This window comes from Geobacillus sp. TFV-3, assembly GCF_009901865.1.
Lineage (GTDB): Bacteria > Bacillota > Bacilli > Bacillales > Anoxybacillaceae > Geobacillus > Geobacillus thermoleovorans_A.
Genome location: NZ_MPSP01000001.1, coordinates 1239689 through 1252197, shown reverse-complemented (window position 1 = coordinate 1252197; position 12509 = coordinate 1239689). Strand labels below are relative to the sequence as shown.

General features: G+C 52.6%; 15 protein-coding genes. All 15 read right to left on the bottom strand.

All coding sequences use genetic code 11. The features are described from left to right. Window positions 1-3: 3 nt before the first annotated feature. The gene (locus BJQ97_RS06350) at window positions 4-435 is read right to left on the bottom strand and encodes a stage V sporulation protein AB (protein ID WP_160155931.1); all 432 of its coding nucleotides are present in this window, start codon (window positions 433-435) and stop codon (window positions 4-6) included. Continuing rightward, window positions 422-1045 (bottom strand): stage V sporulation protein AA, encoded by a 624-nt coding sequence (locus BJQ97_RS06345; RefSeq protein WP_160157554.1) that lies wholly within the window; start codon window positions 1043-1045, stop codon window positions 422-424. The genes BJQ97_RS06350 and BJQ97_RS06345 overlap by 14 nt, the downstream gene beginning before the upstream one ends. A 357-nt stretch (window positions 1046-1402) precedes the next feature. Beyond that, on the bottom strand, window positions 1403-2155 hold the full coding sequence (sigF, locus tag BJQ97_RS06340; protein WP_011231790.1) for an RNA polymerase sporulation sigma factor SigF: 753 nt from the start codon (window positions 2153-2155) through the stop codon (window positions 1403-1405). A gap of 13 nt (window positions 2156-2168) precedes the next feature. Continuing rightward, window positions 2169-2609, bottom strand: a complete 441-nt coding sequence (gene spoIIAB, locus BJQ97_RS06335; RefSeq protein WP_011231791.1) for an anti-sigma F factor — start codon at window positions 2607-2609, stop codon at window positions 2169-2171. Continuing rightward, complete coding sequence (gene spoIIAA / locus BJQ97_RS06330) at window positions 2610-2960, bottom strand: anti-sigma F factor antagonist (protein ID WP_011231792.1); 351 nt, start codon at window positions 2958-2960, stop codon at window positions 2610-2612. Between the two features lie 125 nt (window positions 2961-3085). Further along, window positions 3086-4261: a D-alanyl-D-alanine carboxypeptidase family protein gene (locus tag BJQ97_RS06325; protein WP_160155930.1), complete on the bottom strand. Its 1176-nt coding sequence runs from the start codon at window positions 4259-4261 to the stop codon at window positions 3086-3088. Window positions 4262-4425: 164 nt separating this feature from the next. Beyond that, window positions 4426-5727, bottom strand: a complete 1302-nt coding sequence (locus BJQ97_RS06320; protein WP_160157553.1) for a pyrimidine-nucleoside phosphorylase — start codon at window positions 5725-5727, stop codon at window positions 4426-4428. Window positions 5728-5741: 14 nt separating this feature from the next. Continuing rightward, entirely contained in the window at window positions 5742-6569 is an 828-nt protein-coding gene (locus BJQ97_RS06315; protein WP_160155929.1) for a purine-nucleoside phosphorylase, read from the bottom strand. 31 nt (window positions 6570-6600) lie between these two features. After that, window positions 6601-7788, bottom strand: a complete 1188-nt coding sequence (gene deoB, locus BJQ97_RS06310; RefSeq protein ID WP_201451665.1) for a phosphopentomutase — start codon at window positions 7786-7788, stop codon at window positions 6601-6603. Window positions 7789-7919: 131 nt separating this feature from the next. Beyond that, the gene (xerD, locus tag BJQ97_RS06305; protein ID WP_160155927.1) at window positions 7920-8816 is read right to left on the bottom strand and encodes a site-specific tyrosine recombinase XerD; all 897 of its coding nucleotides are present in this window, start codon (window positions 8814-8816) and stop codon (window positions 7920-7922) included. Window positions 8817-8822: 6 nt separating this feature from the next. Next, window positions 8823-9035: a YqzK family protein gene (locus BJQ97_RS06300; RefSeq protein WP_160155926.1), complete on the bottom strand. Its 213-nt coding sequence runs from the start codon at window positions 9033-9035 to the stop codon at window positions 8823-8825. Window positions 9036-9135: 100 nt separating this feature from the next. Continuing rightward, window positions 9136-9591, bottom strand: a complete 456-nt coding sequence (gene fur, locus BJQ97_RS06295; protein WP_160155925.1) for a ferric iron uptake transcriptional regulator — start codon at window positions 9589-9591, stop codon at window positions 9136-9138. Window positions 9592-9688: 97 nt separating this feature from the next. Continuing rightward, window positions 9689-10354, bottom strand: coding sequence for a stage II sporulation protein M (gene spoIIM, locus BJQ97_RS06290; protein WP_160155924.1), 666 nt, complete (start codon window positions 10352-10354; stop codon window positions 9689-9691). Between the two features lie 356 nt (window positions 10355-10710). After that, window positions 10711-11901 (bottom strand): TIGR00375 family protein, encoded by a 1191-nt coding sequence (locus BJQ97_RS06285; RefSeq protein WP_160155923.1) that lies wholly within the window; start codon window positions 11899-11901, stop codon window positions 10711-10713. After that, window positions 11891-12451 (bottom strand): NUDIX domain-containing protein, encoded by a 561-nt coding sequence (locus tag BJQ97_RS06280; protein ID WP_160155922.1) that lies wholly within the window; start codon window positions 12449-12451, stop codon window positions 11891-11893. Before BJQ97_RS06280 ends, BJQ97_RS06285 begins: the two co-directional genes overlap by 11 nt. Window positions 12452-12509: the final 58 nt, after the last annotated feature.

Genomic DNA, 12509 nt, shown 5'->3' with positions numbered 1-12509 from the left:
TTGTCAGCGGAAGTGATCGACAAAATAAAGCCAATGAAACAAAGAACCGGCCACTTTGCCAAAGGCAATGGCCATAAGTAAAATGACGATTTTATCATCGACGCCGATCCGCTTCGCTAAAATCGGCCAAACGTTCAACACCTCTGTTAAAGCGGCGGCGAGCATTCCGATGAACACGCCATGCAACAATCCGATCGGCGCCAGCCAATATTTGGACAAATGCCAGACCGAAGGGCGCAAACTCATCCAGCCGCCAACGGTGGCGCCAGCCACAGCCCCCCATTCATAGGCATGAACGCGTTTCATCGTTTTCGTCAGCTGCGTCAGGCGCGGAATGACGCCAAGCACGACCAAAAAGGCGACAAATCCGGTTCCGACCGCCAGCCCTCCGGCGAAGCCGACGAACACTACCAGCAAAATTTCAAGCGTCGTCAAGGGGCCTCAAGCTTTCTTTGTTTTCATGCAAAATGACGTACTGATCAATCGATTGCTGGTAGTTGAACATTTCGACTTCAAGAGGGCTGGGCTCCTCGTTGATTCGTTTGCGGAACCAATGGTTGAAAAATAAAATCATCCCGATGCCAAGCCCAAGCGAATACGGAATTTGCAAAAGCAGCGGTTTGTCGACCGCTTGGCCGGTCATCATTTCGTACAGATGGCGATGCACTTGCTGCATGCTGACGTCCTCGTGAAAGTTCATGATCGCCATCGCCGAACCGACGAACAAAAGAAGCCAAACGAGAACAAAGGAAGCGGCCGAAACCTTCCGTTTTTCATAGACGACTTCAATGATCGTCTGCGATGGGCCGATCATCTGCACATCAAGCGAGGAATCCACGTCAAACACAGCCTGGATCATTTGCATCATATCAATGATGACGATATTTTTATCGCTGGGCTGGATGCGATAGAGCGGAATTGTCTTCAACCGCCGAATGAGCCCGCCATCCGGCGCGGCGATTTGCGCTGTCTGTCCGAGCGTCACCACCGCCCCCGGCTTGACTTGCACGCGATGGCGCGGCTTGATAAATACGGTGTTGGCCATTTGCTTCACACCTTTGTCCCCATTTTGTTTTTCTTTAGTTTGGTTGGCAAAAACACCGATCATGCGGCCTGTTGTCGTTCACCATCGATTTCATAAAAATAGAAAAGAATGGGCAAAAAAAAACGACCGTTCTTTTTCAAGGGAAAACGATTGTTGTCGTTTTGCTCCGGAAAAAGCGGTGCAAAGATGCTCCTTCACTGTTCTTGTCCGCCAAAAAAAAAAAAAGACGAACTCGACCCATTTCCGCTGCTAAAGTGCGGAAAATAGATCGACATCCGTCCGTGTTGTCCCCACCCACATGCGGACAAAATGGTCGATCCGTCCATTTTGTTGCCGACTCCGTGCGGACAAAATGGACTATCCGTCCATTTTGTCCTTTATGTGCTGCAATATTTTCTTTTCCAGCCGGGATACTTGTACTTGGGAGATGCCGAGCCTCGATGCCACTTCGGACTGGGTTTGGTCTTTGTAATAGCGCAAATAGACGATCAGCCTCTCGCGCTCGTCGAGTTCTTCGATCGCTTTTTTTAAGGCGATTTTGTCAAACCATGACGCCTCATCGGCATCAGCAATTTGATCAAGCAACGTAATCGGATCGCCGTCGTTTTCGTACACCGTTTCGTGAATCGATGTCGGCGAGCGGACCGCCTCTTGAGCGAGAACGACGTCTTCTGGCGAAATGCCTAAATGGTCGGCGATTTCCGTAACCGTCGGCGCCCGCCCACGCGTTTTCGACAGCTCGTCTTTTGCCTTGCGGATTTTGTTGCCCATCTCTTTCAGGGAACGGCTCACTTTGACGGTGCCGTCGTCGCGAAGAAACCGCTGAATCTCCCCAATGATCATCGGCACGGCGTACGTCGAAAACTTGACGTCATACGACAGGTCAAACTTGTCGACCGACTTTAACAAGCCGATGCAGCCGATTTGAAACAAGTCGTCCGCCTCATAGCCGCGGTTTAAAAAACGTTGAACGACCGACCAGACGAGGCGCATGTTTTTTTCAATAATTTCATCACGCGCTTCTTGATCACCTTCTTGGCTGCGGCGGATCAGCTCTTTCATCTCCTGATCTTTGATTGGCGACTGATCTTGCTTGACATCGACATCCATAGGCATGTCTCCCTCAGTTACATAACGCTTTGCTTTTCGCAATATGCTTTTTCAAATACACAGTCGTCCCTTTGTTCACTTCCGATTCGACGATGACTTCATCCATGAAGTTTTCCATAATGGTAAAGCCCATCCCTGACCGCTCGAGCTCGGGCTTTGTCGTAAACAACGGCTGGCGCGCTTCTTCGATGTCAGGAATGCCGACTCCTTCGTCTCTCACCGTCAAATGGACGACACCGTCTTCAATGATGACCGAAATGGAGACGATGCCGTTCGGATCGTTGTTGTAGCCGTGAATGATCGCGTTTGTCACCGCCTCAGAGACAACCGTTTTAATTTCCGTCAGTTCGTCCATCGTCGGGTCAAGCTGGGCGACGAACGCCGCCACGGTCACACGGGCGAACGATTCATTTTCGCTGCGGGCGGAAAATTGGAGGTGCATTTCGTTTCGCATTTACGCCACCCCCAATGCTTGCAAAGCGAATTGTTCATCCGCCTCAACGCGGATGATTTTAAACAGCCCCGACATGTCAAACAGCCGTTTGACGGCCGGCGATACGGCGCATACGACCATCTGCCCGCCGACGTTTTTGATTTGTTTATAGCGTCCGAGAATGACGCCGAGGCCGGAGCTGTCCATGAACGTCAATTGTCCTAAATTGAGCACGATGTGGCGGATCGCTCGGTTTTCGAGCACATCCGTCACTTGTTCACGCAATTCTTCGGCTGTATGATGGTCAAGCTCCCCAGACAGGCGAACGATGAGCACGTCTTGCTTCACTTCCAAGTCGATCGCGAGACTCACAGCGTGTTCCCCCTTGTCCATTTCAGGATATGGAGACATTTCGCTGCTGTCCGCCCGAAATCCTGCCGCCCGACAAAACTAGTGGTCGTTCGCCAAAGAGAGCGAAAAGACCGCAAAACTTGACATTATCCCGCCTGCACGAAGCGGCCAAACACCCGCTTAAACAAGTCCCAAAAGCTCGCTTCTTCGACCGTTTGCTTGGCGACGATCGGGCTGTGCAAAATTTCTTTTCCATCCTGTTTTAAAATGAGGACGCCAAGCTCATCGCCTTTGCGAACAGGTGCTGTCACATTGTCTTTCACTTTGATCACTTTCTCGATCTGCTCGATCGACTGCCCTTTTTTCGTCAGCACCGACACCGGCTCCGACGTCACCGCTTCGACGAATGACCGTTTGCCTTTGCTTATGTTGACGCGGGCGACTGTTTCATTCCGTTTATACACGGGGTGAGTTCGATATTGGGAAAACGCGTAATCGAGCATCTTCGTAATTTGCGCATTGCGCGATTTCGGCGTTGGCGCTCCGAACACAACAGCGATGACGCGCATGCCGTTCTTTTTCGCCGTGGCGGTCAAACAATATTTCGCTTCGGCTGTATATCCGGTTTTCAGACCGTCAACGCCCGGATAAAATTTGACAAGCCGGTTCGTATTGACGAGCCAAAATTTTTTGTCCGTATTTTCGCGCAAATAGTCTTCGTATTTGCTCGTATATTTCGTAATATCTTCATATTTCAACAGTTCGCGCGCCATCATGGCCATATCATAAGCGCTGCTGTAGTGATGTTCCGCCGGCAGACCGGTCGCATTGGCGAAATGGGTGTTTTTTAAGCCGAGCTGTTTCGCTTTTTCATTCATCATCTCGACAAATGCTTCTTCCGACCCGGCGATCTGCTCAGCCATAGCGACCGACGCGTCGTTGGCCGAACCGATGGCAATGCCGCGCAGCAGCTCATCGACGGTCATTTCCTCGCCCGGCTCGAGGAAAATTTGCGATCCACCCATTGACGCGGCGTATTCGCTCGCCCGCACTTTTTCATCGTAGGACAGCTTTCCTTCATCGATGGCTTCCATGACTAGCAGCATCGTCATAATTTTCGTCATGCTTGCCGGCGGCAATGGTTCATGGGCATTTTTTTCATACAATACTTTGCCGGTGTCGCGTTCAATCAAAATGGCTGATCTCGCTTCATCGGCCAGCTTCACTTTCGCCTCCTTCATCTCTTTCGCCTCGGCATGGGCAGAAAGAGGAAGAAAAAGAAGAAACGGCAATAAAAGAAGACGAGTGACTGTCGTTTTCATCTCCCAAACCTCCATTCTTTATACATGACATTTTTTCCAGTAGAGATATTTTTATACAAAAAACAGCTCATTTTCCAAAAAACAAAAAAAACGCCCGAAACACGCGTTTCAGGCGTCTTCTTGAACAACTGCTTTTTTCCTTGCGGATCGCCAGGCGTCCTTCTCTATACGATGGTCTCATAAATGAGCGGCGGCCGAGCAACCGGCTGCGGCGACAGATGAATAGCCGCCTCGATCTTTTCTTTCACGTCAACCACATTTGGACGGTTGCTGTGAATCGTGGCGAGCGCCTCCCCTTTCTGCACGCGGTCGCCGATTTTTTTATGGAGCACAATGCCGACCGCCAAATCGATCATGTCTTCTTTTTTCGCCCGGCCGGCGCCGAGCCACATGGCGGCCGTGCCGATGTCATCGGCGGCTATCTCGGCGACATAGCCATCGGCTGCCGCCGTGACGGTCGACGTATAGGCCGCCTTTGGCAATTTATCCAGGTCGTCGACGACCGATTCATCTCCACCTTGAGCGGCCAAAAACGTTTTGAACGCCGCGATGGCGGCCCCGCTGCGAATCGCCTCTTCGAGCAAACGGCGCGCCTCATCAAGCGATGGCGCCTTCTCCGCCAAATAGACCATATGGCTGCCGAGCGTCAAACAAAGTTCGGTTAAATCGTGCGGACCCTTTCCTTTCAACGTCTCAATAGCCTCTTTCACTTCGAGGGCGTTTCCGACCGCATAGCCAAGCGGCTGATTCATGTCGGAGATGACGGCCATCGTCCGGCGGCCGACGCGCTTGCCGATGTCCACCATCGCCCGCGCGAGGCGGCGCGCCTCGTCAAGCTCTTTCATAAATGCTCCAGCGCCTGTTTTCACATCCAAGACAATGGCATCCGCCCCAGCAGCGATTTTTTTGCTCATGATCGACGAAGCAATAAGCGGAATGCTGTTGACCGTCGCCGTTACATCGCGAAGCGCATATAGCTTTTTGTCAGCTGGCGTTAAGTCGCCCGTTTGGCCGATAATGGCAATTTTGTTTTCATTTATGAGTCGAATAAACTCGTCTTTGCTGATCTCGACATGAAATCCCGGCACGGACTCCAGTTTGTCGATCGTGCCGCCCGTATGGCCGAGGCCGCGCCCAGACATTTTCGCCACCGGCACCCCGACAGAAGCGACAAGCGGCCCTAAAACGAGCGTCGTCGTATCGCCGACCCCGCCAGTCGAATGTTTATCGACTTTCACGCCGCGAATGCCCGACAAATCGAGCACCTCGCCGGAGTGCACCATCGCCATCGTGAGAGCCGCCGTTTCCTCCTCGGTCATGCCGCGGAAATAAATCGCCATCGCGAGCGCACTCATTTGGTAATCGGGAATGTCCCCGTTTGTATACCCGCGGATGATCCACTCAATTTCTTCCTTCGTCAGCGCCTTGCCGTCGCGCTTTTTGGCAATCAAATCGACCATTCGCATCGCGATCACCTTTTTCATTTTGATTTCGCCATTTCGGCGACAATCGCTTTCACGAGCCGCAAAAAATCCATCTTTACCCGCTCGGCCGTTTCGACCACTTCATCATGGTGAAGCGGAGCATCCGACATCCCTGCCGCCATATTCGAAATGCACGAAATGCCAAGCACCTCAATGCCCGCATGGCGGGCGACGATCACTTCCGGCACAGTCGACATGCCGACCGCATCGCCTCCGAGCGTACGAATCATGCGGATTTCCGCCGGCGTTTCGTACGACGGCCCCGTATTGGCGACATATACTCCTTCATGCACACGAACGCCCAGTCTCGCCGCCGTTTCCTTGGTGAGCTCGCGCAACCGCCGGCTGTACGCTTCCGTCATGTCCGGAAAGCGCGGGCCAAGCTCCGGATCGTTCGGACCAATGAGCGGATTTGCGCCCAGAAAATTGATATGGTCGGAAATGATCATGAAATCGCCGGGCTGGAACCGTTCGTTGATGCCGCCCGCTGCGTTTGTCACGATCAATTCGCGGACGCCAAGCGCCTTCATCACCCGGATGGGAAACGTCACTTCCTGAAGCGAATACCCTTCATAATAATGAAACCGTCCTTGCATGGCGACTACGTCCGCCCCCTCAAGCCGCCCATATACGAGCCGCCCAGCGTGTCCTTCAACGGTCGACACTGGAAATCCGGGAATATCTTTATACGGAATGCAAACGGCCTCTTCGATTTCATCAGCGAGCATGCCGAGACCGGAGCCGAGAATGAGGCCGATTTCAGGCGGCGTCGGCATGAATGGGCGCAAATAACTGGCGGCTTTTTCAATCGCTTGTCGATCCATTCTTTTCCCCCTCTCATCGTTCTTGATGAAGTTAGGCCAAATCAGCCAAAAAGCTTGTTCCGTACGGCGGCCGGTTGACTTTAAAGTTATCGGCAATCGTGGCGCCGACATCGGCAAACGTCTCGCGGACCGGGAGCGGCTTGCCGCCGCGAAAGCGCGGGCTGTACACCAAAAGCGGCACATATTCACGCGTATGGTCGGTTCCGTGATGCACCGGATCGTTGCCATGGTCAGCGGTGATGATGAGCAAGTCATCCTCTTTCAGCCGCGGCAGCACATCGGCAAGCCGGGCGTCAAACTCTTCGAGCGCATCACCGTAACCTTGCGGGTCGCGGCGATGGCCGTATTTAGCGTCAAAATCGACGAGATTGACGAAACTCAACCCGGTAAAGTCCATGCCGAGCGTGTCGACGAGCTTATCCATTCCGTCCATATTGGATGTCGTTCGCAACGACTGAGTCACTCCTTCATTGTCGTAAATATCGGCGATCTTCCCAATGGCAATCACTTCATAACCGGCGTCTTTCAATTCATTCATCACCGTGCGGCCGAACGGTTTCAATGCATAGTCGTGGCGATTCGCCGTCCGCTCAAAATGGCCGGGCGCGCCGATGAACGGGCGGGCGATGACGCGCCCGACCATGTACGGCTCATCGCGCGTCAATTCGCGAGCGATTTCGCAAATGCGATACAATTCCTCAACGGACACAACTTGTTCATGGGCGGCGATTTGCAAGACGGAGTCGGCTGATGTATAAATGATGATTGCCCCTGTTTTCATATGCTCTTCGCCAAGCTCTTCGATGATCGCTGTTCCGCTCGCCGGCTTGTTGCCGATCACTTTCCGCCCGGTGCGCCGCTCAAGCTCAGCGATCAGTTCATCTGGGAACCCGTTCGGAAAAACGCGGAACGGCTTGTCGATGCGAAGGCCCATCAACTCCCAATGGCCGGTCATCGTATCTTTGCCAGCCGATGCTTCCTTCATTTTTGTATAGTACGCGAGCGGACGATCGACTTTCGGAACCCCTTTGATTTCGCGAATATGGCTTAAGCCGAGCTTCGCCATATTCGGCATACGGAGGCCGCCGCGATGCTCGGCGATGTGGCCGAGTGTATCCGCCCCTTTGTCGTTGTATTTCTCGGCATCCGGCGCCTCGCCGATGCCGACTGAATCCATTACAATCAAAAAGACGCGCCGGTACGTCGCTTTCATGTTCATTCCCCCTGCCTGCAATGAAAATGGAGTCTGTTTCTATCGTTCCCGTTATTTTCGCAAAAACACGCCTATAGCCAATTGGTCAGAAGTCTGACAACTAAAACGACAGGCACGCGCCTAGCATGCGGCAGCTGCTAGGCGCGTGGGTGGTACTGTTTGTACACGTCTTTCAGACGCGTTTTCGTCACATGCGTATATATTTGCGTCGTCGAAATGTCAGCGTGCCCAAGCAACTCTTGAACGGCGCGCAAATCAGCCCCGTTCTCAAGCAGATGCGTCGCAAACGAATGACGAAGCGTATGCGGCGTCAACTCTTTTTCGATGCCGGCTTCTTTCGCGAGCCGCTTTAAAATTTTCCAAAACCCTTGCCGTGTCAACCGCTGGCCATAATGGTTCAAAAACAGCGCCTCCGTTGTCCGTCGTCGCGGATTGACAAGCTGCGGGCGCCCTCGCTCCAAATAGTGGGTAAGCGCTTCAATCGCCATGCGCCCGATCGGCACGATTCGCTCTTTCCGCCCTTTTCCATAGCAACGGACGAACCCCATCGTCAAATGCACGTCGCTTAAGTTGAGCTGCACAAGCTCACTGACGCGCATGCCGGTCGCATACAACAGCTCCAGCATCGCCTTATCGCGCAGCCCAAACGGTGTACTCGCTTGCGGCGCCGCAAGCAGCGCCTCGACTTCCTCGACCGACAGCACTTTCGGCAGCGTCCGTTCAAACTGCGGCGTTTCGATATGGACAGTCGGGTCTTGCGCCGCAATTTTCTCCCTTAGCAAAAACTGATGAAACGAACGGATCGACGCCAAATGGCGGGCGACTGTCCTTGCTGATTGCCCTTGTTCGCTTAAAAACTTTAAAAAATGGAGAATATGGAGGCGCTCCACTTCGCCCCACGCCTGAAGCTGCTCGACTTGGCGCAAATAGCGGACGTATTTTTTCAAATCGCGTTCATATGAAACGATCGTATTGTGCGCCAAATTCCGCTCCACCGTCAAATAATGCAGAAAATCTTTCAACTCGTATTCCAACGCTCTCTACTCCCCATCGCGATAAAAAAATAACAGCCGGTCGAGCCAACTTGGCGGCGCGATTTCCGCCGCCGATACTTTGACCGCCGATCCCTTCGGCTCATCGTATCGGTGGTAATACTCGTACTCGCGGTTAAACCATACAAGACTATAATAAAATAAAATGGTGCACCCCGTAAATAAAAGAAACACTTTCACCATTTGCCAAACGGTTTTCATGGCATCCTCCCTATAGCTGCTTGTCAGCTTGCTAGTATGAGGATATGCCATTTGTTTCGTCGTTTATACGCAAAAAACCTTTCCCGCTGGAAAAGGTTTTTTATTTTTCTTCTTCGCGCTTTTGCTGGCAACGGTGACAAATGCCGTGGAACGTCAAACGATGGTCTTTAATTTGAAATTTCCATCTCTCCTCGACGATCGCTTCGACGTCCTCAAGCAAATCTTCTTGAATTTCCGCCACCGATCCGCATTCCAAGCAGATGAGGTGGTGATGGAAATGGGCCGCCCCTTCCTTGCGGAGGTCATAGCGCGACACCCCGTCCCCGAAATTGATTTTATCAACAATTTTCAGCTCGGTTAACAGCTCGAGCGTCCGGTAAACGGTCGCCAACCCGATTTCCGGGGATTTTTCTTTCACGAGGAGGTAGACGTCTTCCGCGCTTAAATGGTCTTCTTCATGTTCAAGCAGGACTCTTACCGTCGCTTCCCGCTGCGGCGTCAGCTTGTAACCCGCTGAATGCAGCTGCTTCTTGATTCGTTCCACACGATCTTCCATCTTTTCATTCCTCCCTCGCCATTCACCCCTCATTATAACAAATGCACGAGGGAAGTATCAAAGTAAAATCACTATTATGAAGAAATGATAATGGTTACTATATAATATTCATTATGATGAAGCTCATTGTCCATTGAACCGCCTGTTTCATCAATGCCGGCGAAAGATATGCCTCGACCGCTGAGGAAAGAAGCAGCCCAAGGGCGACAACCGCCATCGCTGCCGCATAGCGCATCACCATCGGAAACATCGATCCATGCGGCCGCTTCATAAACTGGTTGCGCACCATGTGCAAGGAAAACGAAATCGAAATGACGCCCATGACGATCATGAGTGGAATGGCCACCAAGTTTTGCGGCATGATGGACACAAACGACAAAAGAAACCCGCGCCAGCCCATTTGGTTGACTAAAAAGCCAACCGTAAAGCCGACGACGACGCCTTTGAAAAACAGCAAAACAAGAATGATCGGCAAGCCAATGACAGAAATGCCAAGCACCCACATCAATGCGGTATATTTGACGTTGTGCATATAGCTTTGCCGGAACATATCATGGGCGCTTGCGATATTGTCTTTTGACACTTGTCCAAAAAATTGCGTCAAGTAATAGTACAAGTCTTGCTTTTGACTGAAACCGAGGCTGTTGACGACAATGGCGCCGAAAACGACGCCCATGAGAAACAGGACGATGACAAACACATACAGCGAAGCATGTTCACGCCAATGGACAGCGATAGCCGATTTCAGCGGATGGGTTCTCATTGTGCTTCGTCCTCCTACTTTGTCTCTTAGTAGATTGTATGTCCATCCGCTTTCGGTATGACTGTTTTTCGAAAAGGCCGGTAATAATGAAAAAGCAGCTCAACCCGACGCGTGGCCAACTTCACGGACGGCACGACGCCTAGAAGGTTGGTGGTTTAAGGGGAAATGTTGCTCCCCAACAGCATTTGTCAAATTGAAAAACCTTGCAACAACATAACTTTATTCCTTTCAACTTCTCGCAAATCGAGCGAATCCGTTGTTTTTCACCGGCCTTCTAGGTCCACTGGCGCATGGACGGGCTGGGTCAAGCAGCACGCACGGCATGATGATGAACGGCAGGAGCGCTGCCCGAGTGGTTACCCCTCCCGCACTTTCCCGTATCTCCCACCGCCCCCGGCCTCGATATGGAGCGTACCGCTGCGGGCAAGGACGATCAGTTGGGCCAACTTTTCTCCCACCGTCTCGGCGATCTCTTCCTCCGCGGCCTCATGAAGAACGCGCATTTCCGTGCCAAAGCGGGCGAGCAGCTTTTCATACGCTTTTGGACCAAGGCCGGGGATGAATTCAAGCGGCACTTGATAAATGTACGGCGGCCGTTTCGGTCCGCGTTCCGCCGTTTTCAGCTCCGCAAGCCGGTCAAACACGCCTTTCACGAAGCGATGATGGCCGCATGCCGCACAGCTGTCGACGTCCGGTGCAGCCGGCGCAAGGCAGCGCTCGCACACTGTCTGGTGATATTTTCCGAGTTTAGGATTTAAACCGTAGTTGGCAACAATCGCGCGCCCATCTTCACCGCGCAGCGCTTTTTCAAATTCGGCAAACGTCGGGGCGGCGAGCCGCACCTCTTCATATTCGCGGGCGATTTTCCGCAGCGAATGGGCATCGGAATTCGTTAAGTACGGGTAGCGATGCAATTCAGCGATCTGGTCCGCCATCGCCGTATCGGCGCTTAACCCAAGTTCAATGGCATCAATCCGATCCGGTTCAAACACTTCTGTCAGGCTGTGCTTGACCCCTTTTCCGTACAAGCTTTTAAACGGGGTGAACGCGTGCGCGGGAATGAACCAGCCGCCCTGCTCTTTCGCGGCAGCTTGCAGCTCACGGCCGGACACGTAAATGCGCTGTGAACTGAGCGACACGTTCTTTACCCGTTTGCCAAGCCAGCCGGAAAACGTGCGCATCGCCTGCACAGTCGGCAAAAAAACGAGCACGTGGATCGGTCCATGGCAATGGTCGTCATATACTTCGATTTCACTGCCTAACAAAAGCGTCACCTTTCCGGCGCTGACACCGCCCCCCTCATGTTCGCGCCAATTGTGCTTCTCCATTGCCCGCTCGAGCTCGTCCAGCACTTCCGGCACATGGCTGTCAATGACACCGACGAGGTCGATCCCTTTCACCTCAGCCGCCTCATGCAAGATGTTCTCAAGCGTCAACGTCCGCGCCCCGGTAATTTTCACCGGACGGCCCGAGGCGGTGCGGCCGATGTGAATATGTAAATCAGCGTAATAACGGCCGAGGCCGCGCTCGTTTTTTTTATTCGGCATTTTGCTCCCCTAGCGCGCGGCGCAGCTGCAAATATTGCAAGGCATACGCCGTTTTTGCATCATAAATTTCGCGTCGCTCAAGCATACGAAGCGCCTCCTCCAATGTCACTTCCAATAATTCGACGAATTCGTCCTCATCCAAACCGGCGCCATCCTCCGCTTTTTCCAGCCCCTCGGCGACATACAAATGGATGAGTTCATCGGCAAACCCTGGGGATGTATAAAAGGAAATGAGATGGCGCATCGATTGGGCGCGGTAGCCGGTCTCTTCTTCGAGCTCGCGGTGTGCAGAAGCGAGCGGCTCTTCCCCATGTTCTAGCTTGCCCGCCGGAATCTCGACTAATGCGCGCTCAAGCGCTTTTCGGTACTGGCGGACAAGAACGATTTTCCCGTCCGGCAACAGCGGCAGCACCGCCACCGCCCCCGGATGCTTAATCACCTCACGCCGACTCGTTTTCCCATTTGGCAATTCGACTTCCTCGATATACAAGTCAATGATGCGGCCGCTGAACAGCTTCTCTTTGCGAATCGTTTTTTCATACAGCTTCATTCTGTTTCTCCCCTATCAATACAGATGGACTCTTTTCCATTGTACTACATGTTTGGCC

What these genes read in the sequence shown, in the direction of transcription:
- BJQ97_RS06345 (WP_160157554.1), bottom strand. Translation starts at nt 1,045, where the DNA reads ATGGCCAACACCGTATTTATCAAGCCGCGCCATCGCGTGCAAGTCAAG.
- sigF (WP_011231790.1), bottom strand. Translation starts at nt 2,155, where the DNA reads ATGGATGTCGATGTCAAGCAAGATCAGTCGCCAATCAAAGATCAGGAG.
- spoIIAB (WP_011231791.1), bottom strand. Translation starts at nt 2,609, where the DNA reads ATGCGAAACGAAATGCACCTCCAATTTTCCGCCCGCAGCGAAAATGAA.
- BJQ97_RS06325 (WP_160155930.1), bottom strand. Translation starts at nt 4,261, where the DNA reads ATGAAAACGACAGTCACTCGTCTTCTTTTATTGCCGTTTCTTCTTTTT.
- BJQ97_RS06320 (WP_160157553.1), bottom strand. Translation starts at nt 5,727, where the DNA reads ATGCGAATGGTCGATTTGATTGCCAAAAAGCGCGACGGCAAGGCGCTG.
- BJQ97_RS06315 (WP_160155929.1), bottom strand. Translation starts at nt 6,569, where the DNA reads ATGGATCGACAAGCGATTGAAAAAGCCGCCAGTTATTTGCGCCCATTC.
- deoB (WP_201451665.1), bottom strand. Translation starts at nt 7,788, where the DNA reads ATGAACATGAAAGCGACGTACCGGCGCGTCTTTTTGATTGTAATGGAT.
- BJQ97_RS06300 (WP_160155926.1), bottom strand. Translation starts at nt 9,035, where the DNA reads ATGAAAACCGTTTGGCAAATGGTGAAAGTGTTTCTTTTATTTACGGGG.
- fur (WP_160155925.1), bottom strand. Translation starts at nt 9,591, where the DNA reads ATGGAAGATCGTGTGGAACGAATCAAGAAGCAGCTGCATTCAGCGGGT.
- spoIIM (WP_160155924.1), bottom strand. Translation starts at nt 10,354, where the DNA reads ATGAGAACCCATCCGCTGAAATCGGCTATCGCTGTCCATTGGCGTGAA.
- BJQ97_RS06285 (WP_160155923.1), bottom strand. Translation starts at nt 11,901, where the DNA reads ATGCCGAATAAAAAAAACGAGCGCGGCCTCGGCCGTTATTACGCTGAT.
- BJQ97_RS06280 (WP_160155922.1), bottom strand. Translation starts at nt 12,451, where the DNA reads ATGAAGCTGTATGAAAAAACGATTCGCAAAGAGAAGCTGTTCAGCGGC.